Genomic DNA, 23,334 nt, shown 5'->3' on the forward strand with positions numbered 1-23,334 from the left:
TTGCTGAAGTGCTTCCTGCATACATACGTGCCACTGTCTCCAATTAGCAGATCCCGGCATACTGGAGGCTACGCCAAAGCGGCGGTGAGGGAGCGGCTCATCGCCCTTGCTCTAGCGCGGCGGTGCCTACGCCGTGCGCAACGTGCTCACACACCCAGCTTGCGCAGCGCGCCTGACCGATACTCGAGGGAGTCGGTGTGGGCCTCAAGGCTCGGTCAAGGCATCATGCCCGCCGATGTTCATGCGGACATCCGCAAGTGCGTTCAATCAATGTGCAGCGCCGTAGCAGCAGAACCCGCCATCACAGGCGGGTGGCCGCCGACGGGCCGGGGCGTGCGGGGATAGCGTGGGCGAGGTGACCCGGTCCTACCTGCCGCCGACCGAGTGGTACGCCAGCCTGCCGACGGTTCATGTTTCGGCTTGCATGCTGCTCACTGACGACGCTGATCGCGTTCTGCTGGTCAAGCCCAACTACCGCAGCTACTGGGCGGTGCCCGGCGGGATGGTGGAGGACGGTGAGCCGCCCCATGTGTGTGCCGCGCGCGAGGTGGGCGAGGAACTGGGCCTGGAGGTCCGGTCCGGCGCGTTGCTCGTGGTCGATTGGGTGCCGGCGATGGGCGATCGGCAGCGGCCGATCATGAACTTCATCTTCGATGGCGGCACCGTCACCGATCCCGCCCGGATCCGGCTGCAGGACGACGAGCTCGACGCCGCCCGGTTCTGGCCGTGGGAGGAGGCGGCCACCAAGCTGCCCGCTGCTGTCCTGTCTCGTTGAACTTCAGGTATGAGGCCTTCGTGAGGTGCGGCGCCTCAGAATGGATGAGACAAATCAATGCGGTCGCATCTCATTGATCATGAGGCAGATCTGTGGGTGTCTCGGTCCGCAAGAAGGTGTCCCTGATTCCCTCCGAAGCTCTGGCGGTCGCGGCGGCGTGTTCGTCGGCGGTCATGCCGAGGTTGGGGTCGTACCGGTTGAGGTCGTGCTGGTCGTCAACCCATTGCTGGTAGTCCCGTCGGACGGTGAGCTCATCGGAGTCGATAATGCGGGCGATATCGGCCCAGGTGACTCCGGCCAGCAACGCGTGGTGGACGTTGGCGGGATGGCGCACGGTGCGTGCGATGCACTCTGCCAGGGCTAGCAGTTCGATGTGCTCGGCTGCGGTAAGTGGAGGCCGGTCATCAGCTCCATGTCGGGCGGGGTCATAGATCCCTCGGTCCACCAGCTCAATCCGGGCGCGAGCCGATGTGTGCTTGGCCGCTAGCTCGTTGTAGCGCTCCAACTGTTGGCTCACAGGCATGTCGAAGCGAGCGTCGCGCCAGGTCGGGATGTGCTCAGGCATTGTCATGACGGTTGCTCCAGGGCGGTCGGGTGTTGGCTGCAAGGGGCCCGGTAGGTGGTTCGGATGAGGCCCAAAGGCGTTCGCGAAGACCAGGAGAGTAGCGATCACGCCTCAGGTCTGTGAGACAAATAGCCGGATACCTCAGATCACTGGGACTGCCTCACGTCCAACGAGACAGGACAACTGCGACCGCCGCCCGCATCCTGGCGGCCCGCATCGCTCGAAAGAACCGGGAGACGATCTTCCTACCGACCGAGCGTGACGCGTGATGATCAGATCACCTGATACCCGTTCCCCTGTGAGGCCAACCGACTGCACTGCGACGCTCGCACCCCACCAACTCCGTGATCAAGCAATGGTCATCGGGCGATTGCGGCTGTGATGGACGGGCCTTGCTGCTGCATCCACGCTTCGGCACGCGGTAGCCGATCCTTCGCACCCTCGATCCAGAAGCGCCGGAATACCGGGTCTCGGTCGGCTGCGGTGCGCATGTTGGTGTGGAAGCGGCCGATCATCGTGGTGGCTGCGGGGACCAGGACGCGGCGCTGCTCCGGGGTCATGCCGTAAGCGTCGGCGAACAGCGCGACGCGGTGTGGGATGTCAAGGTCGCGGAAGGCGGGGGCCCGGTCCTCGGGGTGGATCAGCGGTGCCCAGTAGTACAGGGCGTTGGCGATGTCGTCGACCCGCGTGGTGGGCTTGGCCAGGTCGAAGTCGATGAGGGCTGCGGGCAGGCCGTCGCGGAAGACGACGTTGCCGGGGCAGTAGTCGCGGTGGCTCACCAGCAGCGGCTCACCGTCCGGGGTTGCGTCGCCGGCTCGCATTCCGGGGATCCCGCTCCAGGCCGCGTCCTCGGGCGGGACCCAGCCCTCGGCGGCGTCGTGCAGTCGCCGGATCAGTTGTGCCAGTGCGACCAGCACATCGTCCCTCGCCGTCTCCGGCGGGAGCGGGTCACGGGGGACGTCACCCGGAACGAAGGACAACACTTCGCGGCCCTGCTCGTCGAGCCCGAGCGGGACCGGCGCCCCGGAGAAGCCCGCAGCGTGCAGGTGCGCCAAGTACGCCTGGATTGTCAGCGTGAAGGGCCGGACCGGGCGGCGTACGGTGTCGCCGACCCGCACGATGCCTTGGGTGACGCCGTCACCGACCAGCGGTTCCTCCTCTGACTGGTCGATGCCACGACTCGGATGGGTCACAGGGTCTCCAGTGTGTTGGGTCCACGGCGTCCGGTTCGGTGGACGGATCATGCTCTGGCGATCGGCTCGCCGCCTCAGTCACCCATGTTTGTGCTGCCGTACGCGGATGCCCGGAAAAGGAAGGACGCCCAGGAACGGTAGGGCCGCCAGGCGTCGGCCACCTTGCGGTACGCGGACGGGGGCGCGTCCTCCGGCAGGTCGTAGGCCTCGCGGAGGATCGCGAACAGGCGCGGCTCGTCGCCCGGGAACGCGTCCGGCGCGCCCGCGCCGCGGATCAGGATCAACCCGGCGGAGAACGGCCCCACGCCCGGCAGGGCGCGCAGCTCGGCCAGGGCCTCCTTCGGGGCGAGCCCGCGCAGGTGCTCAGTGGTGAGCGTGCCGTCGAGCGCGGCGCGGGCCAGGCCGCGCAGCCACTCCTCCTTCTGTGCCGGCAGGCCGAGCCCACCGGCGTCCAGCAGCGTCACGGGCGGCGGGAAGGCGGTGTACGAGCGCCCGTCCACGTCCACTCGCGCGCCGTACCGCTCGGCGATGCGCTGCTTGAGCCGGGCGGCGACCAGCATCGACGAGCGCTGCACGATGACGGCCCAGCACGCCGCCTCCCATGGGCTCCAGAAGCACACCGGCCGCAGCCCCGGGCTGCGCCGCTGAAGCTCGCCGAGCACCGGATCGGCCTCGCCGACCTTGGCGAAGCCGCTGCCGTCCACGTCGAGGGAGAGGATGCGCGCGATCTCCCCCCGAATGGCGGGACCGGCGGCGCGGGTCGTGGCGACGGCGACCCCGCCCGGCGCGGCTGTCACGGTCACGCCGATCGGCAGCCAGTCGGACTCCGCGCAGTAGGCGAACCGCAGCGCCCGCCCGTCGGACGGCAGCGCACTGGTGGCCGGCCAGCCCTCGACGAACCGCAGCGCGGAGCCGAAGTCGAACGGGCCCTCCGAGGTGATCGTGAATCGGTGTGTGGCCATGGGGCGTACGCTACGCGTCCTCGCCGACAGCCGACGCCTGCGAGCAGGGGATGCGCATCCGCCGCGGCCTACGACGGCGGGCGGCGGAGGTTCGGCCGGCGACTACTCCCCGCCGTCATCGCCGTCATCGTTACCTGCATCGGCGTTGGTCCCGACAGGCATTCGACGGGGAAAGCTCAAGGTGAGCAAGTCGCTGGTGTTCTCCATATCTTTCGGTACAGCGGCTACCGTCCCGGTCCTCCGGATCTGGTCGCGTAGTTGGCGGATGCTGCGGTTCAGCCCCAGTTCTTTGTTCAGCCCGGCTCCGTCTACCAGGTCCCGCAGGAGCAGCGACTGCTCATCCGCAGGGACCTCTGCGCTGTTGACGGCCCGGAGCCAGTCGATCAGCATGGTGCGCAGAGCGGCGTCCGGATAGTGACGTTCTTCATGTTCTGGGCGAAAGCCCGGACTGTAGAACAGCAGGCCACGTTCGATCATTGCCTCCCGGTGCAGGAGGAACGCTCGATCGCCGCGCAGCCGAAGCCACCTCTGCAGGAGTATCGGCCTGCTCGGGGATGCCGTTCGAGTCGGGTCGGAGGCCGGGTGGCCTTCAGGAGCCGAGAGACGGCCCAGCTCGGTGAGAAGGTCATCGGCCCAGCCGATGCCGGTGGGAGTGAGGTCGAGCACGTGGATCTCGGCGGTTGTGAAGAAACACGTGATCCCCCAAAAGTTGATCATCCAATGAGGGGCGAGCCGCAGTCTGCGGCGCAACGCCAGTTCGCCGAGTTCCGCAGCCGCGCACCCGACCACGCTCCGGTCGTGGTCATGGACATTCCCGTGTCGGCCGTGAGACAGGAGGAGGAACTCTTCCGGCAGGGACATCCGTGGGGCGTCCACGGCCGCCGTTCTGCTCGACGATGCCGTCTCACGCCCGTCGGTCCGCGGGGTGGACACGGCCACTGTTCTGCCCGACGGTGCCGTCTCATGCTTGTCGGTCCGCGTCTCGGCATCGCCGCCGGCGTTCCAGAAATCGCGCAGCGGGCCCCAGCAGTACCATCCAAGCCAGCCGACCACCAGGAAAGCACTAGCGGCTTCTGGAATCTTGCCCTGGAAGAGCGAACTCATCCCGACGAAGAATACGATCAGTATCCCTGGAACGAAGATGCAGAGGACGAGCACGACCATGACGCGAGCCATGACGATCAGGGCGCTCTTGGCGGCCTTCCCCGCCTCCTGCATGACATCGAGATAGTCCGTTCGCACCGCGGGCGGGGGCGTGCCGGTGTCGAGCGGCTTCTGGTCCGGGGAGACGATAGGGGAGGAAAGGGCATCAGGCGAGCCCGGTGACCACGGCGGATTTGTCGGTGTCTGAGGCATGCCGGGCCGAGTGGGCAGGGGTGACTGCGGAGCGGTCCGCGAGGGCGTGATCCTGCCCGCGAAAGCCGCGAAAGCCTTCCAGACGAGTACCGCCGCCGCGGGCCACAACGCGAGCCATGCGATCAGTGCGTTCGCGCTCGGTTCCCAAGCTATCCAGACGACGATCCCGGCCAGCGCGAGGAGAACCAGGCCAAGGGAGATCCGGAATTTCCGCATATCCACCTCTCGCGCCATCAGGAACCTCAGCGGTCACGGATAGAGGCTGCCCCCTGGCTGTGGAACTGCGACGACAGGCGTCCGGCCCCCACTTCGATTCTGCCAAACGACAGCGCGATGAGGTTTCAGCGAACGCTTCGCATCTCCGGACGGTGAGCCGGAGATCGCAGCTGATCGATTTATGAGTGGTCAGCTCACCACGTAGAAGAACCCCTGCTAGACGGACTGATCGCCATAATCGATCCGTCAGTAATCAGGGGTTTTGGATGCCGTTTTACCGAGCCGCCGGCGATTTGTCCTTTTCGACGCTGAATTACCGGGCCGGACCGGTCCGCTGCCACCGCAGGACGATCGGCTCGCCCCGGCGGCGGCTCGACCGCGCCCAGCCGGTCCTGCTCGCACTGGTCCACCCGGCCCGGAACTGCGACCCTGCGCAGGCCGGGCCAGGCCTCGTTCAGCCTTACGGGACGGTGATCTGGCCGGTGGCGATCTTTTGTTCTGCTTCGTCCAGGCGAGGTGTGATGTCGTCGATGTGGTGGCCGGTGGTGGTGTAGGCGAAGGCGTGGGCCTTGAGGCCGTAGGTGGTGGCGCCGGGTTTGGTGGAGCCGGCGGCGAAGTCCTTGAGGTAGTCGAAGACGACCGTGTCGACGCGCTTGATGATGGAGGTCAGGACGACGTCGCGCGTCGCGTCGTCCGCGGTGCGGGCCTCGTCGCCTTCGGCGCCGATGACGTGCCCGCCGGCCGCCTTGGCGGCCCGCATAATGCCCACGTTCGAGCCGCCCGCCGCCTGGAAGAGCACGTCGGCCCCCGCTCGGAACAGGTTCGCGGCGACGGTCTCGCCCTGGTCGGGGTCGTTGAAGCCGCCGAAGTCCGGGTAGCGGGTCACGTACTTCACGTCGATCTTGATGTTCGGCTTGACCGACCGGGCGCCGACGATGAAGCCGGTGGCGGCCTTGTCGACCGGTCCGCCGTCGTTGACCGCTCCGACGAAGCCCACGTGCCCCTTTTCCGACTTCAGGGCTGCTGCCACGCCGGCGAGGAAGCCGCCTTCCTGCTCGGCGAAGACCAGGTTGGAGACGTTGCCGCCCCTCGCCTCCACGCTGTCGACGATCGCGAACGTGGTGTCCGGGAACTCGGTCGCGACGGTGGCGAGCGGCAAGGAGTAGGCGTAGCCGATGGCGATGATCGGGTTGTACCCGCTCTTGGCGAGCCCTCTCAGTCGCTGCGCCTTCTGGTCCTCCGTCTCGTCGGCCTCCGCCGCCAGTTCCTTGACCTCGCGTGCGCCGAGCTCTCGCTTGGCGCGTTCGATGCCCTGGACGGCCGAGTCGTTGAACCACATGTCGCCCCGGCCGCCGATGTCCAGGGCGATGCCGACCTTGCCCAGCTTCCCGGCGACGCCAACAGTGGAGGCGCTGGCTCGGCCGGAGGGAGCGGGAGTGGTGTTCGGGCCGGCGGAATCGATGGGGTGGTCGCCAGGCGATTTCCACAGCCAGATGCCGGCCGTGACCGCGAGGGCGAGCAGCACGCTCAGCACGGGGACCATCGTGCGCCGCTTGACGCGGCGAGAGCGTCCGGTCTGGGATGGATCGGCCTCCGTGGCCGCCGTCCCTGCCTTCGCCGTCGTCGCCGTCGCTGCGGACGGCAGGGTCTCATGCGGTGAATGCGTCGAGAACGGAGAGACGGCGGCGGTGGAGGGTGGGACACGGGCCGGCTCGGCGGCCGTCGCCCCAGATGACGGAGCCGCGCTGTGACCGACCAGGTGGAGCATGATGTCGGCGGCGGTGGGCCTGGCCTGCGGGTCCTTGGCCAGGCAGCGGCCGAGCAGCGGGCGCAGCGACTCGGGCACGTCGGTGAGGTCGGGTTCGGCGCTGAGGACGGCGTGCAGGACGGCCGGGATGCTCGCGCCGCCGAAGGCACGACGGCCGGTGGCCGCGTAGATCATGGTCACCGCCCAGGCGAACACGTCGGCCGGCGGGCCGACCTGCTCGCCGGCGATCTGTTCGGGCGCCATGTACGTCGGGGTGCCGGCGACGCCGCTGGCGGTGGCCGTGACGGAGTCAAGGGCGCGAGCGATGCCGAAGTCGATCACCCGCGGCCCGTCGGGGCCGAGGAGCACGTTGCTCGGCTTGAAGTCGCGGTGCACGACGCCCGCCTGGTGGATCGCGGCCAGGGCGCCGGCCGTGCCGAGCGCCAGGCGTACCAGCTCGTCGCCGGTGAGCGGCCCGCGGTCCCGGACGCGTTGCTCCAGCGAGGCGCCCTCGACGTACTCGCTGACGATGTACGGCTGCCCGTTCGCCGAACCTACCTCGATGACCCGTGCCGTGGAGAACGTCGCCACCCGCCGCGCGGTGGCGACCTCGCGCAGGAACCTGCGCTCGGCGTCCTGGTCCATCGCCTGGTGGGCGTGCAGCACCTTGACGGCGACCCGCTCTCCCGCGGGCGACTCGGCCAGGTACACCGTTCCCTGGCCGCCTTGGCCGATGCGGCCTAGCACCCGGTAGTCGCCGATGTGGCCGGGCTCGCCGGCCGGTAATGGGGGCAGGTCGGACATGTACGCCTCCAGCGTGTCGGTCCGACACTAGGGGTTCCGGTGCTCCCTCGCGCGAGAAAGCGACAGCACACCGGCTCGGGCCTGCTGGTACATGCGACATGGGCTGGTGCGGGAGTGCTCTCGTTCGGTCACCATAAGTTTTATAAGCACAGCTATAATAGCTGGGACTATCCATGATGGAGGTGTTCATGGACAAGCCCAGCGGGATGTTCGACCGGGACTTCGAGTGGGCGGAGCTGAGTCGCTTCGCCACCTACTCGGCGCCCGAGGCGACCCTGGGCGTGGTCTCCGGGCGCCTCCGCCAGGGCAAGACCTTCCTGCTCGATGCGCTCACCACCGCGACCGGCGGCTTCATGTTCACCGGCACCGAGACCACCGAGGCGGACGCGCTGCGGCAGTTCGGCGACGCGCTGGCCGCGTACGTCGGCGAGCCCACTCCGTTCCGCTTCGTCAACTGGGAAGAGGCCATTGCCCGGCTCCTGCGCATCGCCACCACCGGGCCGACGGTCGCGGTGATCGACGAGTTCCCGTTCCTCGCCAAGGCCTCCCCCGCCCTGCCGTCCATCATCCAACGCGCGCTGGATCCCACCGCCCAGCGTGGCAACACCCCCGTCCGCCTGCTGTTGTGCGGATCCGCCCTGTCCTTCATGGGACGCATCCTGTCCGGCAACGCCCCGCTGCGCGGCCGCGCCGGACTCGAACTGGTCGTACCTACCCTGGACTTCCGCCTCGCCGCCCGGTTCTGGGAGCTCGACGACCCGCGCACCGCCGCGCTGACCAACGCCGTCGTGGGCGGCACTCCCGCCTACCGCCGGGAGTTCGCCCAAGGGGACACGCCCGCCGGGGCCGACGACTTCGACTCCTGGATCATCCGTGCCGTCCTCAACCCCGGCCGCCCGCTCTTCCGCGAAGGCCGCTACCTGCTGGCCGAAGAACCCGAGCTTCATGACACAACGCTCTACCACTCTGTGTTGGCCGCGATCGCCGACGGCAATCACAACCGCGGCGGCATCGCCTCCTACCTCGGCCGCAAGTCGACCGACCTGGCGCACCCACTCGCCGTCCTCCAGGACGTCGGCATGATCACCCACGAGCAGGACGCCTTCCGCCGCAACCGCTCCGCCTACCGGATCGCCGAACCCCTTCTCGCCTTCTACCACGCCGTCATGCGACCCGCCTGGGGCGAACTGGAACGCCCCGGCCGCGCGCCGAACGTCTGGCGCCGCCTGCAACCCACCTTCCGCAGCAAGGTCGTCGGGCCTCACTTCGAGCGCATCTGCCGCGAGTGGACCCGCTGGTACTGCGAGCCCGGCACCCTGGACGGCCACCCCTCGACCGTGGCCGGCGGCACCGTCCCCGACCCCGCCAACCGGACCGCTCACGAGATCGATGTCGCGGCCTTCGGCCATGACGAGACCGGCCGCGAGCAACTCCTCGCCATCGGCGAATGCAAGTGGAACGACATCATGGGCCTTGGACATCTGCAGCGGCTCGACCGGATCCGTGACCTGCTCCGCGCCCGCGAAGGCGTCAACGCCCAGAGCACACGACTGCTCCTGTTCAGTGGCACCGGCTTCAGTGACGATCTCTGCGCCGTGGCCCGGCGCGACCCGACCGTTCAACTTGTCGATCTGAGCCGGCTTTACACCGGCGCATGAAGCACCCGAGGGGCGATCGGTGATGATCGGACGCCTTGCCCTGAGGCACCGGCTCGCGAGTCTCCTGGCCGGCCCGGTCGAACGGCTGACCGGTGGGGCGCGGATCGACCCGCGCGTGCCCCGCTGCCGGGCCTCGTAGCAGCGGTCGAGCCAAGGCGAGTGCGGGGGTCAGCGCTTGACGGCGCGCAGGACGACGAACTTGGGGTCGCTGGCGGCTACTTCGCAGTTGCCGAACAGGCGGCGGAGTTTGGCGTGGTAGCCGAGGTGGCGGTTGCCGACCACCCACAGCTCGCCGCCGCGGCGGAGGGCGGCGCGGGAGCCGTTGAACATGCGCCAGGCCGTCTCGTCGGTCGTCGCGCGGTGCGCGTGGAACGGCGGGTTGTTCAGTACCAGATCGACCGTGCCGGCGGGGACGCCGGACATGCCGTCGGCCGCCAGGAACGTCGCGGTGGTGCCCTCGGGCACGTTCGCCCGGAAGGTCGCCTCCGCCGACGCCAGCGCCTGGTAGGACTCGTCGATGAACGTCACCTGGGCCTCGCTGTTGGACAGTGCCGCGGCGAGCCCGAGCACGCCGTTGCCGCAGCCCAGGTCCACGACGTGTTCGGGGCCGCTGCGCTCCGGCAGGTGCTGGAGGAAGAAGCGGGTGCCGATGTCGAGGCGGTCGGCGCAGAAGATGCCCGCGTGGCTGGTGACCGTCAGGACCGAGACGGCTCCGACGCCGGCGGGCAGCGCGTAGCCGAGCGGCCAGGGGTTGTCGCCCGGGTGCAGCGCGGGGTCGGGTGTGCAGAAGATGAGCCGGGCCTTCTTCGCGGCCAGCGATGTCTTGGTCGGCCCGAGGATCCGTTCGAACAGCTTCAGCGTCGAGGTGTGGATCTCGGTGACCATCCCGGCGCCGATGACCACGGTGCCCGGGTGGACGTGGGGTGCGAGGCGGTGCAGCTGGTCCTCAAGGAGCGCGAGGCTCTTCGGCACCCGGATGAGCAGCACGTCGATGCGGTCCGGGGGCGCGTCCGCGGTCGTGGTGAGCCGCACCGTGCCGGTGGGGACGCCGCCCCGCGCGAGGTTGGCCAGGGTGGCCTGCTGGGTGAGGAAGGAGTCGGTGATCTGTACGGGACGGTGGTCGGCGAGCGCGGTGACCAGGGCGCCCCACCGGTCACCCAGCACGACCACGGTGCCCGACAGGTCCGTCGGTTCGCCGTCGATCCCCGCGAGCCACCGCAGCAGGTATTCGTCGGCGGCGTCCCAGGCGCGAAGCTGATCACGGGGGTTCTCGGGGAATCGGGTGAGGTCGAACTCACCTCTCGGCGTCGCGAAACGGTTCATCGCGGCCAAGGCTAGCGAGTCGCGTGGCATGCCCGGCACATCCCGGGCGCCATGGCGTCCGCCCGCCTGTCGGGGCCACAGGCGGGCGGACGATCTCGGGGCGGCCGGGGTCAGGAGAGGGCGGGGGTGGTGTAGGTGAGGAGGGTGGACTGGCTGTCGTCGGGGACGGCGGTGAGCTGGAGGGCGTTGCCCTTGGCCTCGATCCAGGTCGGGTTGCGGGTGATCGAGTTGCCCGCGGCGCTGAGCGCGGTCACCGGGACGGTGTTGATCGCGGTCAGCGAGTCGAGGTCGAGCAGGGAGATGCCGCCGAGCTGGAACGACTGGCCGCCGACGTTCAGGCTCGCGACGCCGGTGCAGGCGGCCTTGCCCTCAGCGAGGTAGTCGCAGTCCTGGAAGTCGGTGAACTGCTCGGGGTTCTTCGCGGTCCGCTTGAGCCTGCCGTCCATGTTCCAGGTGTAGAAGGTGCGCGAGCCCCAGCTGATGCCGACCAGGCGGTTGTTCTTCTGGTCGTGGACGACGCCGCCGATGTGGTCGTCGACGCGTAGCACCTCGGTGGCGCGGAACTTCGCGAGGTCCACCTTGTAGACGATCGCCTTGCTGTTCGGGCGGTACTCGGCGACCGGGATCCACAGGTACCGGCCGTCGTAGTCGATGCCGCCGGGGTGGTAGGCGTTGCCGTCCTTGAACGTCAGGTCGCGCAGCAGGTTGCCGGCCTGGTCGTACTCGAAGAGGTGGCCGAGGCCCTCGCCCGGGGTGCGGTCGTAGCCGTCGCAGGCCGGGTTGCACGGGGTGGTCGGCTTGATGATCTCGACGGACGACATGTAGTACCGGTCGCCGACCCGGAGCATGCCCTGCGGGTGGTAGGTCTCGAAGTTCAGCTTCAGCGGGGCCGCGCTCTGCGTCCAGGAGGTGCCGCGGGCCACCTTGGTGAGGAGCTGCGCGGTGGCGCCGTCCCGTGCGGGATGCCCGTTGTCGTGCCGGTCGTCGGCCGCGGAGGCGATCGCCGAGGTGCCGGCGATGACGGCGGCGGCGAGGGACAGCGACAGCAGCAGCCGCCGCTTCATACCCAGACGCATGGTTGCCCTTTCCGGGAGTCGAGGGTGTGGCGGGAGGCGCCGATGATCGTGCGGACGCCGCCGGCAAGTACAACAGGCGCGGATGAATGCCCAACCAAGCACGAATTGCTCTCTAGTCCACATTTAGTGGACAAACGGGATATAGACGGCGTCGTCCGGCAGGAAGCCGTTGTCCGTCTCGCCGTGCCTCAGATCACGGGCGGTGCGTCGCGGTCACAGGGGTCGATGTGTCCGATCACTGCTTCGGGACGTCGATCCGGCCGTTGGCGATCTTCTGTTCCACCTCGTCCAGGCGGGCCGTGATGTCGCCGATCTGATCGCCGGTCGTGGTGTAGGCGAAGCCGTGGGCCTGGAGGCCGTAGACGATGCGGCCGGGCTTGGTGGAGCCGGTGGCGAAGTCTTCGAGGTAGTCGAAGACGACCATGTCGATGCGCTTGATGATCGAGGTGAGGACGACATCGCGCATCGCGCCGTCCGCGGTGTGGGCCTCGTCACCATCGGCGCCGATGACGTGCCCGCCGGCCGCCTCGGCGGCTCGCATCACGCCGAGGTTGGAGTCGCCCGCCGCCTGGAAGAGCACATCGGCCTGCGCGCGGAACAGGCCGGCCGCGACGGTCTCGCCCTGGTCGGGGTCGTTGAAGCCGCCGAAGTCCGGGGAGCGGGTCACGTACTTCACGTCGATCTTGATGTCCGGCTTGACCGACCGGGCGCCCGCGACGAAGCCTGCGGCGGCCCGTTCGATCGGTCCCTCGTCGTTGACCGCTCCGACGAAGCCCACGTGCCCGTTCTTCGACTTCAGGGCCGCCGCCACGCCGGCGAGGTAGCCGCCTTCCTGGTCGGCGAAGACCAGGTTGGAGATGTTGCCGCCCTTCGCCTCCTCGCTGTCGACGATCGCGAAGGTGGTGCCGGGGAACTCGGTCGCGACGGCCTTGACCGCCTCGGAGTAGGCGTAGCCGATGGCGATGATCGGGTCGTACCCGCTCTTGGCGAGTCCTCTCAGCCGCTGCGCCTTCTGCTCCTCGGTCTCACCGGCCTTCGCCGCCAGTTCCTTGATCTCGCGTGCGCCGAGTTCCCGCTTGGCGCGTTCGAGGCCCTGGACGGCCGAGTCGTTGAACCACATGTCGCCCCGGCCGCCGATGTCCAGGGCGACACCGACCTTGTCCAGCTTGCCGGCGACGGCGGCGACGGCGGACGAGGAGGCGGTGGCTCGGCGGGAGGCAGCGGGAGTGGCGGCGGGACCGGCGGAGTCGACGGGGTGGCCGCCGGGCGAATTCCACAGCCAGACGCCGGCCATGACCGCGAGGGCGAACAGCGCACTCAGCACGGGGACCGTCGCGCGCGGCCTGACGCGGCGGTGTCGTCCGGTCTGGGGTGGACCGACCGTGGGCCCCGCCGGCGAAGCCGGTGACGCGGCGCCGTTGGTGGCGGGCGAGACGCCGGCCGCGACGCCCGGCGGCGGGGCCGCGTCGTGGCCGACCAACTGGAGCATGATCTCGGCCGCCGTCGGCCTGGCCTGCGGGTCCTTGGCGAGGCAGCGGCCGAGGAGCGGACGCAGCGCCCCGGGTAGCTCGGTGAGGTCGGGTTCGGCGGTGAGGACGGCCTGCAGGACGGCCGGCACGCTGGTGCCGCCGAAGGCACGACGGCCGGTGGCCGCGAAGACCATGGTCACCGCCCAGGCGAACACGTCGGCCGGTGGGCCGACCTGCTCACCGGCGATCTGTTCCGGCGCCATGTACATCGGGGTACCGGCGACGCCGCCGCCGCTGCCGGTGACCGTGACCGAGTCCAGGGCGCGGGCGACGCCGAAGTCGATCACCCGCGGCCCGTCCGGGCCGAGCAGCACATTGCTCGGCTTGAAGTCACGGTGGACGACACCCGCCTGATGGATCGCGGCCAGCGCGCCGGCCGTGCCCAACGCCAGCCGAACCAGCTCGTCACCGGTCAGCGGCCCACGTCCGCGGACCCGCTGCTCCAGCGAGACGCCCTCGACGTACTCACTGACGATGTACGGCTGGTGGTTCGCCGTACCGACCTCGATGACCCGCGCCGTGGAGAACGTCGCCACCCGCCGCGCGGTGGCGACCTCCCGCAGGAATCTACGCTCGGCGTCCTGGTCCATCGCCTGGTGCGGGTGCAGCACCTTGATGGCGACCCGGTCCCCCGCGGGCGACTCGGCCAGATACACCGTTCCCTGCCCACCCTGACCGATGCGGCCGAGCACCCGGTAGTCACCGACATGGCCCGGCTCACCGGCACGTAACGGGGACAGGTCGGACATCCACCCCTCCAGCGTGTCGGTCCGACAATAGGGGATCATGCGCTTCCCAGGTGCGAAATCGCCGACACGCCGGCGTACCAGGGGTGATCGGCTCCGTGCGGCCGCGTACGAGCCCGCGAACGCCCCGCCGACCAGGCGGTGGGCGACGACGGCCTGGGGGCCGGCACCCATGCGATGGACGGGATGAGGGTCGGTGGGATTTGCTTGGCGGCATGACTGAGACCATTCCCACCGAGCTGGAAGTGCTGGACGAACGGTTCGCCTCGGTGGGCGGTGACAAGCAGGTCGAGCGCATCGCGCAGGGCTGCCGCTGGGCCGAGGGGCCGGTGTACGTGCCGTCCGGGCGATATCTGGTGTGGAGCGACATTCCGAACGACCGGATGCTGCGCTGGGACGAGTTGACCGGGCACGTGGGCCCGTTCCGGGTCCCCGCCGGGTACACCAACGGACACACCCTGGACGCGCAGGGCCGGCTCATCTCGTGTGAGCACGGGCGGCGCCGGGTGACCCGTACCGAGCACGACGGCTCGGTCACCGTCATCGCGGACCGCTGGGAGGGCAAGCGGTTCAACAGCCCGAACGACGTGGTGGTGAAGTCGGACGGCTCCGTGTGGTTCACCGATCCGTCGTACGGGATCGTCAGCGACTACGAGGGCCACCAGGCCGACAGCGAGATCGGCGCGGATCAGGTCTACCGCGTGGACCCGGCCACCGGCGAGGTGCGCGTCGTCGCGGCCGACTTCGACCGGCCGAACGGGCTGGCGTTCTCGCTGGACGAGCGGCTGCTGTACGTCGTCGACACCCCGCGCAGGCACCTGCGGGTGTTCGACGTGCACGGCGATGGCACGCTGTCCGGCGGCAAGGTGCTCGCCGAGTGCACGGCGGGGGTGTTCGACGGCATCCGGCTGGACGACACCGGACGCATCTGGGCCGCCACCCACGAAGGCGTGCACTGCTTCGCCCCGGACGGCACACTGATCGGCAAGCTGCTCCTGCCGGAGAAGACCTCGAACCTGGTCTTCGGCGGCCTCAAGCGCAACTGGCTGTTCATGACCGCCACCACCTCGGTGTACGCGATCATGCTGAACGTCCGCGGCGCCCGCCCCGCCTACGCCCGCCCCTGAGCGGGACCGCTGCTCTGCTCAACGTTGACGTGGCGCGGCGAGAGGAGCGTCATCAGCCGTCCGGCGTGAGCAGGCCGCACGCCGGGCATGGGGACGGCCACCGGCCGTCGGGGACCGTTCAGTGCGGGACGACTTGTGCCCGCACCCCGGGCAGATCATCGAATGCGGCGGAGGAGTCCATCGTTACGATCGTTCTGGCAGTCGCCGCGGCTGTCGCGGCGATCAGCAGATCGTACGCTCCCCGCGTCTTTCCCACTCGTCGGACGTGCGCCATGAGGCGGGCATGAACCCGTGCGACGTCGGTTGTGTACTCCTCGACCGGAATCAAGGCAAGGACGTCATCCACGAATGCCTGCCGGTTAGGACGGCGGGCCGCATCAGCCATCTCTACCCCGACGAGCAACTCCGCCACGGTTATCGCCGCGATCGCGACATCGTCAGCGTCACCGATCACCGTGTCCACCGAAGCCCTGCCTCGCTCAGCGGCGATGAGCACACCTGTGTCCAGGATCAAGCGTCGGGCCACAGGCTCCTCATCTCGTCGTCAACCGCTTCCCTGGCCTCCGCGATGTCAGCGGCGAAGTCGGCGTCCAATGTTCCCGCGCTTCTGGCGAGAAACGCCTTGACCATACGCCCAGGCGCCGTTGGCGCGGGGCCGATGACCGCTATCTGCCTTCCGCCCCGGGTCACCACGATCGTCTCGCCTCGCTCGGCTTCGTCGAGAACCGCCGCAAAGCTCCGAGATGCCTCGGTCGCTGTCATCACCTTCATGAAATCAGATTATCTGATAACCCTCTCCGCTCATGACACGGCATCGCGGGCCAGGGGGTGGCTGTCAATGCGATCGGTGATGCGATGTGGCTTGGTGCAGGCGGTCGCTTCGCCGTCCAGGCCGGATGCGTCGTCGCCGGAGCCGGGTGATGAGCAGCGTGGCCACCGCCAGAACCAGCGAGGCGGCAGCCACATGGAGGCCGGTGCGGAGGCCGGGTGGGGTGAAGGTGCAGGTCAGAGTGGTGGACGTGCCGTCGAGGGGGACGGCGAGCAGGCCGAGGTGGTGTCGGAGCGGGCGGTGACGGCCGGGGCCCAGGGCGCAGGTCCAGCCGCGGATGGCCGGGACCGCCACGATCGCCGTGCCCGTGCTGCCCGGCGGCAGCGTGGCACTGAGGGTGTGGCCGGAGACGCGCACCTTGGTGGCGCCGGTGTCGCGCAGGCGGTGTACGGCCTTGGCCAGGCGGGCGGGGTCCAGGCAGCCGATCGCCTGGCGGGGCACGCTGCCGGGCAGGCTCGGGCGCAGCTTGACTTTCAGCCGTCCCGTCTTGGGCACCACGCCGAGCCGCTGGACCGGCGCGCGTCGCTGCCCGGCGACGCCGCCGAACGGCACCGGCTCGTTGCCGGCCAGCGTCGCCACGCCCGCGAGCTCGGGGGCGTTGAGGTACACCTCGAGGCCAGGGCGGCAGGTCGCGCGCAGGACGTAGGGGTAGGAGCGGCTCGGGACGAGGTCGGGCGTCATCGCCAGCGCCCCCTGCGCGTCCGGCGGTAGCTCGGTGCGGTCGTGGGCGAGGTAGCGCACGTCCGGGACGTCGTAGACCGGGCTCCCCAGCAGCAGTTCCTGGTTGTGGAACGGCGACGCCCCGTACGCGGGGACGGGGTGGGACGGCGGGCGGACCGTGACCAGGGGCGCGGCGGGCCGCCGTACGAGGGTGACCGCGGCGTCCCGGGGCGACGCACCGATCGTGCGCGTGGGCCGAGCGGTGCCCTCGGCCACGGTCATGGGCGACGGCGTTCCGGTCGTGGCCAGAGGGCCGGGTCGTACTCGCGTCATGGCCTGCGACAGCGTTCGCCACACCTCCGCCGGCCAGGACGGCGCTGCTCCTCTGTCCGTAAGCGGCGGCGCGGGAACGGAGTGGGCGCGGGCGGCGATGCCGAGGGCGGCGTCGGTGACCGGATTGTCCAGGCTCGCAGGAGCACGGCCGCGCGACGCCCAGCCGAAGCCGAGGCGGTGCAGGGTGTCGATCAGCACGGCGGAGGTCATGCTGCTGTAGTACTGAGCGCCTTCGCCGCCGACGAGCTGCGGGGCGTTGGCGCTCACCTGCGCCCGGCCCGGGTCGGTGCGATACGCGGGCCAGCCGTCCGCCGCGGCGACCGCCGTCCGCAGCTTCGCGTGCCACGGCCCCCAGGCGGCGTGCTCGTCCAGGTGGACGGCGCGCTTGACGTCGACCGACGCGACGTTCGCCGCGGCCTCGACGGTCTGCACGGCGGCGAGCCCCGCCAGCGCGGCGAGTGCCACGCCGCGCCGCACCCGTTCCCCGCGGCGGCGGGCGAGCACGAGCATGCCGTACAGCACGGCCCCGGCCACGGCGACGGCGGCGACCCGCTCGATCATCCGCGGCGTGGTCTGCTCCCAGCCCGACGCGGTCCACACGACGCCCGCGAGCAGCGCCGCGGCTCCGGCCAGCGCGGGCGGGCGCGGGAGGCCGCGCGAAAGCGACGTCCAGCCGGCGACGACCAGCAGGCCGCACAGGACGAACGCCTCGCGGTAGAAGCTGCCGTTCGGGTTGGTGAACGCGTACCAGAACCGGACGGCCGGCTGCCACAGCATCGACGCCAGCACCAGGCCGATCGCCGCCGTCCAGGCCGCGCGGGCGCGCAACGGCACGGCGCGGTTGAACGGCAGCGTGAGCGCGGCGAACAGCGCGAAAGTGCCGACGAACAGCGCGGGCGAGCTGAACTGGTAACCGCCCGGCAGCAGCCGGCCGAGCAGCGTGCCGGCCTCAGGCGGGACGAACGGCCGCGGCGCGACCGGCCAGGCGTCCTTGGCCGCCGCGTAGACGACCAGGACGACCGGTGCGGCGGTGCCCATGCCGAACGCCGCGTACAGCGCGGCCCGGGCGCAGCCGCGCAGCCGGGCGGGCAGCGACGCGGGTTCGGCCACCAGTCGGACGAGCAGGACGACGGCTGCGCCGAGCGTCGCGAAGTAGGCGGTGTAGAAGTCGCAGATCCAGACGAAGGCCACCGACGCCACGCCGAGCACGGCGAGGCGTTCGGTCAGCGCCCACTCGACGACCAGGCAGAGCAGCGGGAACGCGATGAGGCCGTCCAGCCACATCGGGTTGTAGACGGCGTCGGTCACCGCCCAGCCGCACAAGCCGTACGCGGCGCCGAAGACGGCCGCCACGCCGGAGCCGAACCGCAGCGGCCGGGACGAGATGCGGCGCAGGTACCAGGCCATGACGCCCGCCGCGGTCGCGATCTTGGCCACCGTGACGACGTAGACGGCCAGGTCCACCTGCTCGCGCGGGAACAGCGCGACCAGCAGTGAGAACGGGCTGGCCAGGTAGTAGAACAGGTCGGGGAGGTAGCTGGAGCCGAGGCCGGAGGCCCAGTTGACGAACAGGTCGCCACGGGCCCGGCCGTGCAGGACGTCCCAGTAGTACGCGTAGAAGGGCACGTACTGGTTGCCCAGGTCGCTGACACTGCGGGAGATCCCGCCGAACGGGAAGAACCCGGCGATGGCGTCCCCGGCGGTCAGTCCGGCGACGGCCAGCAGCGCCGCCATGATCGCCGCCCCGGCACGGGCGCGGACGGCCCGCGCGCCGGGCCGGACGCGGCCGGCGAGGACGTGGCCCAGAACGTCCACCGGTACGGCATCCCCGTGCGGGTGCGACGACTCACCGGCGGGCGGCTGGAGTTCCTGCGTGGTCAAGCGTCCTCATGGGCTCAAAGGGATGCGGCCGGTCACGGTGACCGGCCACGGGCAGAGCGGACCCTAGCCGATCTTCGTCCGCCCGGCGGGCGGCGTCCGCCAACGTTCACCCCTTAGACGATCACCGTCCGCCTTCCTCTCTCGCACCACCGGCCCACCCGGTCCGGAACGGGTGGGCCGGCTGCGGCGGGGAAGCCGGTCAGTGGGTGAGGACGCGCTGGTGGAGTTCGGTGACGGTCTTGCGGGCGGACTCCAGGGCGCCGGCCTGCCAGGCGATCATGTGGCTGAGCCAGTCCCCGGCGAAGTGGACGTGCCCGGCCGGGCGGTTGAGGAGCTGGTAGGCGCCGGTGCGGGACGGCCAGCCGACCCAGGCGCCCTCGATGTACGGCTGGCGCCGCCAGGAGACCGACACCGAGGTGGCCAGCTCGTCGCGGTACTTCGGGCCGTGGATCTTCATGCCCTGCTCGACGGCGCGCTTCTCCCGCTGCGCGTGCGGCAGCGCGGCGTAGGAGTCCTGGTTCGACCCGTTGTTGTAGTACCCGATGATCAGGCCGCGCCGCCCGCCGTACCCGTAGGAGGGGTACCAGACGACGGACAGGTCGAGGTCGGTGTTGGTGATGCCGCCGTAGATGTTCTCGTCGGTCTCCCACCAGCGGCTGCGGTACTCCAGGCCGATCTTGCCGGAGGAGGTCACGGTGGGGGTGGCGAGGGCGGCCTGTACGTCGGGGCCGAGGTTGTGCGGGGTCTTGGCCAGGATGTGCGGCGGCATGGCGGCCACGCAGAAGTCCGCTTTGACGCTCCGGGTCTTGCCGTTCTTGTCCTGGTATTCGACCTCCACGCCGTCCGGCAGGTCGGTGATCCTGGTGACGTTCGACCGCAGCATGATCTTGTGCCGGCCGATGGCGGCGGCGAACGCCTTGGGGATCGCGTCCATGCCGCCGACCGGCTGGAACATCAGCATCGCCTGGTCATAGCCCAGCTCGAACGAGAAGCGCTGGCCGACGCCGCTGGCGAGCACCTCCGACAGGGACGGGACCGGGCCGAGGACGGTGCCGGGCTGCTCCCCCGCCCCCGGATCGACGCTGTACCCGCGGCGCTCACCGCCGGTGTAGGCGTACCCGTTGGCCTTGGTGCCGATGGCGCCGAACCCGCGCAGGAAGGTGAGGAGCCGCTCCTTGTCCTGCGCGGCGAGCTTGGCGTCGAGCGCGCCGCCGTCGGTGGCGGTGGCGAGCAGCTCGGAGATGTAGCCGTAGACGTCGGCCTTGGCGGTACGCCAGGTGACCGGCCTGGTCATCCCGGCGGCGGCGTTGAAGATGTAGGCCTGCGCGTTGGAGTTGGTGAACACCTCCAGCTCGACGCCCAGCTCGCGGCAGTAGTCCATGGTGACCATCCACTGCGCGAGCCGGGCCGGGCCGGCGTTCATGTAGATGCCGTCGGAGAACCGGGTGACCTGCGTCGAGCCGTCCAGCTCGGTGATCCGGTCGCCTCCCCTGATCGTCCAGTTGCGCCCGCCGACGCGGTCGAGCGCTTCGAGGATCGTGCAGTCGTACCCGGCCTTGCCGAGCTCGTACGCGGTGGCCAGGCCCGCGACGCCCGCGCCCAGGATGACGACCTTCTTCGTGGCCCGGCCGGTGAGGGTGAAATCGGATGGTTGCGGGGGGATGAACTTGGTACGGCTCGCCGCCTCGGCGGTCGGTGCGAGGCCCAGCGCGCCCATTGTGGCCATGAGCGCGCCGGCGCCTCCGGAGGCCCCGACCGCGGTGAGGAATCCACGCCTGCTGTACTCCACAGACACCTCCAAGATCTTTGGAGGCAAGTGTGTGCGTGATCTGTTTCGGCCATCCGGCGATCAAGTTTCCGGTCAATTACGTCAAAAGCCGCGTATATTGACATTTCTCCTGTACGCCACCGGAGCAGGCGAAATACGCCAGGCGGCTTAGCGGGTCGCGTACCGCCCCGCCGACGACGACTCGAACCGATCAGCGAGGCCAGCTAACCCTGTCGGCGGGTGGACCGGACCGCGGCTCAGGTGAGGAGCAGCGCGAGTCCGGCCAGCAGGGCCAGCGCGGCCAGCACGGCGACCACGATCACCGCGGTACGACCGAACCGCCGGCGGATCAGACGTGCGTTATGCACCATTCTCGTGCTCCTTTTCACTGTCGCTGCTTACTCATCGAGTCGTCTCGTCGAGCGTTCACTTCGTCACGTGCCAAGCCGGTCCTGCCTCGAGCACCGTGGCGAGCCGGGTTCGTGCCCCGTCACGATGTCCGGTCGCCGGTCGCGCGCTGGTCGAGCAGTTCGCGTCTGCGGCGCAGCAGCGCCGCACGGGTGCGGTGGGCTCGCACGGTGAGCGTGGCAGCGAGGGCGACGAACAGTGCGCCGAGCAGCACCGCGGCGAGCACGCCGGTACCGCGCTGGACGGTGAGGGCCACGGTGAGTGCCATGGTCAGGGTCGAAGCGACCAGGGCCAGCCGGCCCGCGTACACCTGGTCGGCGGCGAACAGCGGCACCCGCCGGGTGACCAGCCAGCCCCCATAACCGGCCCAGGCCAGGCAGAACACGGCGAGCCCGGCGAAGGCCAGCCGGGTGCCGACCGGCAGCGGGCCCGGCTCGGTCGCCCAGAGCGACCCGATGAAGACCGCTCCGGCCACCCCGGCCAGCAGGGCGACGGCACCGCGGATCCGCTGCCACGGGGACAGCACCCCCGACAGCCGTCCGATCATCTCCTCGGCACTGAGCCAGGGCTCGTCCGGCTTCTTCGGTCCGTTCGGTTCGGGTGTCATCGGCTGTACCCCTTCTCCGCCAGCTGCTCGCGGAGCAGGCGGCGAGCACGATTCAGACGGGACTTGACCGTGCCGGACGGGATGGCGCAGACCTCGGCACAGTCCTCGATCGACAGGTCCTCCAGGTAGAACAGGACGAGGATCTCCCGCTCCGTCACCGGCAGCCCGGACAGCGCGGCCAGCAGTTCCGCCCGCTCCACCAGGGCCTCCACGACGTCCACCACGTCCGCCTGCTCACCGGGCGCCTGCTCACCCAGCTCCGGCGTCGCCGCCGTCTCGGCCCTGCGGTACTCCTCGCGCAGGTGGTCGGCGACCGCGCGTCTGGCGATCGTGAACAGCCACGGCGCGAACCGCGCGGGCTCCTTCAGCCGGGGAAGCCCTCGGAGGACGGCCAGCCACACCTCCTGCGCCACGTCGTCGGCACGCGCGGCGTCGAGCATGCCGCGCACGTACGTCCAGACGGGCGCGTGCCAGGCCCGCACCAGCTCGGCCAGCGCCTCGCGCTCCCCGAGGCGGCACCGCAGCACCAGCAACTCGTCTGCCATCTGCCCCTCCTCCCGCCACCATCACGATCACAGTCGCCAGAACGCCCCCCAAGGTTCACGACCGCATCCCCGCGTGCGTTCGGCGCCGGCACCCGGTGAGCCCTGCTTCCCCGAGCAGGGCTGTTGCAGCTCGCCGGATGGTCGTATAGCCATAGAGCTGGACTTTCCTCCAGATAATTCTGGATGTGCTACATATCTGCAATTCATGTCAGCGGCCCCCAGGTACATACGCCCTTCGTACGTTGACGCATTTCGGTGCTGGTGCGACGCTGATGGCAGTCAGGCGTGGGGTGCCGGATGTCAGGTGCAGCCGGCTGGTAGGGCGCGCCGGGAAGGGGAGCCGATGGAAACACCTTGGGAAGCCGAGACGACGACCCAGTTCAACCGCAGACTGGGCAAGTCGATGCGCGAACTGGGCAGAACCGCCAACACCGATGGCTGTCCTGACATATGGGAGATGAGAAACGGGGACATCGTGGTGGTCGGCAGGGACGTCACCGAGAGCTACGCGGGCAGGCATCCCGATGACTTGACCGTACGCGCCGACGAGCGCCTCGTAATGATTCCCAGGCACCTCCTCATTGCCGCTAAGCCGGACATCCCAGATGCTTGACCAGCTTCCTCGCCTACCCGCGCAAGAGTTGACCCTTGATGATTACAGGGCCGACTTTCTCCAGAATTTCTGGAAGTCTGATATCACCTGGAAGCTGGAACGGCAGGTGACCTTCAAGGAGCCCGCCTCCGCCAGTTGGGTGGCCATGGCCGAGGGCGACTGGGACAAGTCGCTCCGGTTGGCCGAGGAACTGCGAGCCGGCAGGCACGAGCACCAGCGGGAACTCGACCGTAAGGGCATCACGCAGCGCCGCGTCCGGTTCGTGTGCGACCCCCCGACGCCGTACCTGCAGTGGGAGTTGCACCTGCTCGTGATCTGGGCTCAACTCGGCGAGCAGATCAGGGTCCTGCCCACCGCCGCCGCCTCTCCTCGGGAAACCCAGGGCACTTTGCCCGAGGTCCTGGTCCTCGGACACGACTCCGCGAACCCGGTGATGTACGACATTCAGTACGAGAACGGCGTCCTAGCCGGCGCGCGCAAGTTCACCGAACCCGATCTCATCAAGATCTGCCGACACGAGATCATGACGTACTGGGAACAGGGAGAAGACCTGCTCCGATACTTCCCCCAAAAGATCGCCCACCTTCCCCCTCCCGCTCCCCAAGGGGTATGA

The 23,334-nt window shown here is 69.6% G+C and carries 19 protein-coding genes; 5 read left to right on the forward strand and 14 right to left on the reverse strand.

The window, feature by feature from the left end; translation table 11 throughout:
* Positions 1-355: 355 nt before the first annotated feature.
* Positions 356-775: an NUDIX domain-containing protein gene (locus tag IEY93_RS10485; RefSeq protein WP_189162808.1), complete on the forward strand. Its 420-nt coding sequence runs from the start codon at positions 356-358 to the stop codon at positions 773-775.
* A 70-nt stretch (positions 776-845) separates the two neighbouring features.
* On the opposite strand, the gene IEY93_RS10490 is transcribed toward IEY93_RS10485, so the two are convergent.
* From IEY93_RS10490 to IEY93_RS10510, 5 genes are all read right to left on the reverse strand, one after another.
* Positions 846-1,340 (reverse strand): hypothetical protein, encoded by a 495-nt coding sequence (locus IEY93_RS10490; protein ID WP_189162809.1) that lies wholly within the window; start codon positions 1,338-1,340, stop codon positions 846-848.
* A 359-nt stretch (positions 1,341-1,699) separates the two neighbouring features.
* Positions 1,700-2,533 carry a phosphotransferase enzyme family protein gene (locus IEY93_RS10495; RefSeq protein ID WP_229691025.1) on the reverse strand — a complete coding sequence of 278 codons (834 nt, stop codon included), beginning with the start codon at positions 2,531-2,533 and terminating at the stop codon, positions 1,700-1,702.
* 74 nt (positions 2,534-2,607) lie between these two features.
* Positions 2,608-3,495 carry a DNA-3-methyladenine glycosylase family protein gene (locus IEY93_RS10500; protein ID WP_189162811.1) on the reverse strand — a complete coding sequence of 296 codons (888 nt, stop codon included), beginning with the start codon at positions 3,493-3,495 and terminating at the stop codon, positions 2,608-2,610.
* A 102-nt stretch (positions 3,496-3,597) separates the two neighbouring features.
* A complete protein-coding gene (locus tag IEY93_RS10505) occupies positions 3,598-5,085 on the reverse strand; it encodes a GPP34 family phosphoprotein (RefSeq protein ID WP_189162812.1) in 1,488 nt (495 codons plus the stop codon).
* A gap of 442 nt (positions 5,086-5,527) precedes the next feature.
* Complete coding sequence (locus IEY93_RS10510) at positions 5,528-7,618, reverse strand: BMP family ABC transporter substrate-binding protein (RefSeq protein ID WP_189162813.1); 2,091 nt, start codon at positions 7,616-7,618, stop codon at positions 5,528-5,530.
* Between the two features lie 188 nt (positions 7,619-7,806).
* On the opposite strand from IEY93_RS10510, the gene IEY93_RS10515 reads away from it, so the two are divergent.
* Positions 7,807-9,276, forward strand: coding sequence for an ATP-binding protein (locus IEY93_RS10515; protein WP_189162814.1), 1,470 nt, complete (start codon positions 7,807-7,809; stop codon positions 9,274-9,276).
* 168 nt (positions 9,277-9,444) lie between these two features.
* On the opposite strand, the gene IEY93_RS10520 is transcribed toward IEY93_RS10515, so the two are convergent.
* From IEY93_RS10520 to IEY93_RS10530, 3 genes are all read right to left on the reverse strand, one after another.
* Entirely contained in the window at positions 9,445-10,599 is a 1,155-nt protein-coding gene (locus IEY93_RS10520) for a methyltransferase (RefSeq protein WP_189162815.1), read from the reverse strand.
* Between the two features lie 110 nt (positions 10,600-10,709).
* Positions 10,710-11,675: a DUF6454 family protein gene (locus IEY93_RS10525; protein WP_189162816.1), complete on the reverse strand. Its 966-nt coding sequence runs from the start codon at positions 11,673-11,675 to the stop codon at positions 10,710-10,712.
* Positions 11,676-11,910: 235 nt separating this feature from the next.
* Complete coding sequence (locus IEY93_RS10530) at positions 11,911-13,992, reverse strand: BMP family ABC transporter substrate-binding protein (protein WP_203968264.1); 2,082 nt, start codon at positions 13,990-13,992, stop codon at positions 11,911-11,913.
* A gap of 173 nt (positions 13,993-14,165) precedes the next feature.
* Between IEY93_RS10530 and IEY93_RS10535 the strand changes: the two genes are divergently transcribed.
* Complete coding sequence (locus IEY93_RS10535) at positions 14,166-15,077, forward strand: SMP-30/gluconolactonase/LRE family protein (protein WP_189162818.1); 912 nt, start codon at positions 14,166-14,168, stop codon at positions 15,075-15,077.
* Positions 15,078-15,195: 118 nt separating this feature from the next.
* Here IEY93_RS10535 and IEY93_RS10540 read toward each other — a convergent pair whose 3' ends face one another.
* The 6 genes from IEY93_RS10540 to IEY93_RS10565 all read right to left on the reverse strand — a co-directional run bounded on the left by IEY93_RS10540 (position 15,196) and on the right by IEY93_RS10565 (position 22,108).
* Positions 15,196-15,603 carry a PIN domain-containing protein gene (locus IEY93_RS10540; RefSeq protein WP_189162819.1) on the reverse strand — a complete coding sequence of 136 codons (408 nt, stop codon included), beginning with the start codon at positions 15,601-15,603 and terminating at the stop codon, positions 15,196-15,198.
* Positions 15,588-15,848 carry a type II toxin-antitoxin system Phd/YefM family antitoxin gene (locus tag IEY93_RS10545; RefSeq protein WP_189162820.1) on the reverse strand — a complete coding sequence of 87 codons (261 nt, stop codon included), beginning with the start codon at positions 15,846-15,848 and terminating at the stop codon, positions 15,588-15,590. The genes IEY93_RS10540 and IEY93_RS10545 overlap by 16 nt, the downstream gene beginning before the upstream one ends.
* 64 nt (positions 15,849-15,912) lie before the next feature.
* A complete protein-coding gene (locus IEY93_RS10550) occupies positions 15,913-18,780 on the reverse strand; it encodes a YfhO family protein (RefSeq protein WP_189162821.1) in 2,868 nt (955 codons plus the stop codon).
* 199 nt (positions 18,781-18,979) lie between these two features.
* Positions 18,980-20,569 (reverse strand): flavin monoamine oxidase family protein, encoded by a 1,590-nt coding sequence (locus tag IEY93_RS10555; protein WP_307837561.1) that lies wholly within the window; start codon positions 20,567-20,569, stop codon positions 18,980-18,982.
* A gap of 469 nt (positions 20,570-21,038) precedes the next feature.
* The gene (locus tag IEY93_RS10560; RefSeq protein WP_229691027.1) at positions 21,039-21,563 is read right to left on the reverse strand and encodes a hypothetical protein; all 525 of its coding nucleotides are present in this window, start codon (positions 21,561-21,563) and stop codon (positions 21,039-21,041) included.
* On the reverse strand, positions 21,560-22,108 hold the full coding sequence (locus IEY93_RS10565) for an RNA polymerase sigma factor (RefSeq protein WP_189162822.1): 549 nt from the start codon (positions 22,106-22,108) through the stop codon (positions 21,560-21,562). Before IEY93_RS10565 ends, IEY93_RS10560 begins: the two co-directional genes overlap by 4 nt.
* 343 nt (positions 22,109-22,451) lie before the next feature.
* Between IEY93_RS10565 and IEY93_RS10570 the strand changes: the two genes are divergently transcribed.
* Both IEY93_RS10570 and IEY93_RS10575 read left to right on the forward strand, forming a co-directional pair.
* On the forward strand, positions 22,452-22,721 hold the full coding sequence (locus IEY93_RS10570; protein WP_189162823.1) for a hypothetical protein: 270 nt from the start codon (positions 22,452-22,454) through the stop codon (positions 22,719-22,721).
* Positions 22,714-23,334 carry a DUF6879 family protein gene (locus tag IEY93_RS10575; RefSeq protein ID WP_372444456.1) on the forward strand — a complete coding sequence of 207 codons (621 nt, stop codon included), beginning with the start codon at positions 22,714-22,716 and terminating at the stop codon, positions 23,332-23,334. Before IEY93_RS10570 ends, IEY93_RS10575 begins: the two co-directional genes overlap by 8 nt.

The organism is Sphaerisporangium melleum (genome assembly GCF_014646695.1).
Classification (GTDB): Bacteria; Actinomycetota; Actinomycetes; order Streptosporangiales; family Streptosporangiaceae; genus Sphaerisporangium; species Sphaerisporangium melleum.

Excerpts from the sequence above, each read along its gene's own strand:
- IEY93_RS10500 (WP_189162811.1), bottom strand. The coding sequence starts at position 3,495 with ATGGCCACACACCGATTCACGATCACCTCGGAGGGCCCGTTCGACTTC.
- IEY93_RS10565 (WP_189162822.1), bottom strand. The coding sequence starts at position 22,108 with ATGGCAGACGAGTTGCTGGTGCTGCGGTGCCGCCTCGGGGAGCGCGAG.
- IEY93_RS10505 (WP_189162812.1), bottom strand. The coding sequence starts at position 5,085 with ATGGCGCGAGAGGTGGATATGCGGAAATTCCGGATCTCCCTTGGCCTG.
- IEY93_RS10510 (WP_189162813.1), bottom strand. The coding sequence starts at position 7,618 with ATGTCCGACCTGCCCCCATTACCGGCCGGCGAGCCCGGCCACATCGGC.
- IEY93_RS10535 (WP_189162818.1), top strand. The coding sequence starts at position 14,166 with ATGACTGAGACCATTCCCACCGAGCTGGAAGTGCTGGACGAACGGTTC.
- IEY93_RS10570 (WP_189162823.1), top strand. The coding sequence starts at position 22,452 with ATGGAAACACCTTGGGAAGCCGAGACGACGACCCAGTTCAACCGCAGA.
- IEY93_RS10545 (WP_189162820.1), bottom strand. The coding sequence starts at position 15,848 with ATGAAGGTGATGACAGCGACCGAGGCATCTCGGAGCTTTGCGGCGGTT.
- IEY93_RS10520 (WP_189162815.1), bottom strand. The coding sequence starts at position 10,599 with ATGAACCGTTTCGCGACGCCGAGAGGTGAGTTCGACCTCACCCGATTC.
- IEY93_RS10560 (WP_229691027.1), bottom strand. The coding sequence starts at position 21,563 with ATGACACCCGAACCGAACGGACCGAAGAAGCCGGACGAGCCCTGGCTC.
- IEY93_RS10575 (WP_372444456.1), top strand. The coding sequence starts at position 22,714 with ATGCTTGACCAGCTTCCTCGCCTACCCGCGCAAGAGTTGACCCTTGAT.
- IEY93_RS10490 (WP_189162809.1), bottom strand. The coding sequence starts at position 1,340 with ATGCCTGAGCACATCCCGACCTGGCGCGACGCTCGCTTCGACATGCCT.
- IEY93_RS10515 (WP_189162814.1), top strand. The coding sequence starts at position 7,807 with ATGGACAAGCCCAGCGGGATGTTCGACCGGGACTTCGAGTGGGCGGAG.
- IEY93_RS10530 (WP_203968264.1), bottom strand. The coding sequence starts at position 13,992 with ATGATCCCCTATTGTCGGACCGACACGCTGGAGGGGTGGATGTCCGAC.
- IEY93_RS10525 (WP_189162816.1), bottom strand. The coding sequence starts at position 11,675 with ATGCGTCTGGGTATGAAGCGGCGGCTGCTGCTGTCGCTGTCCCTCGCC.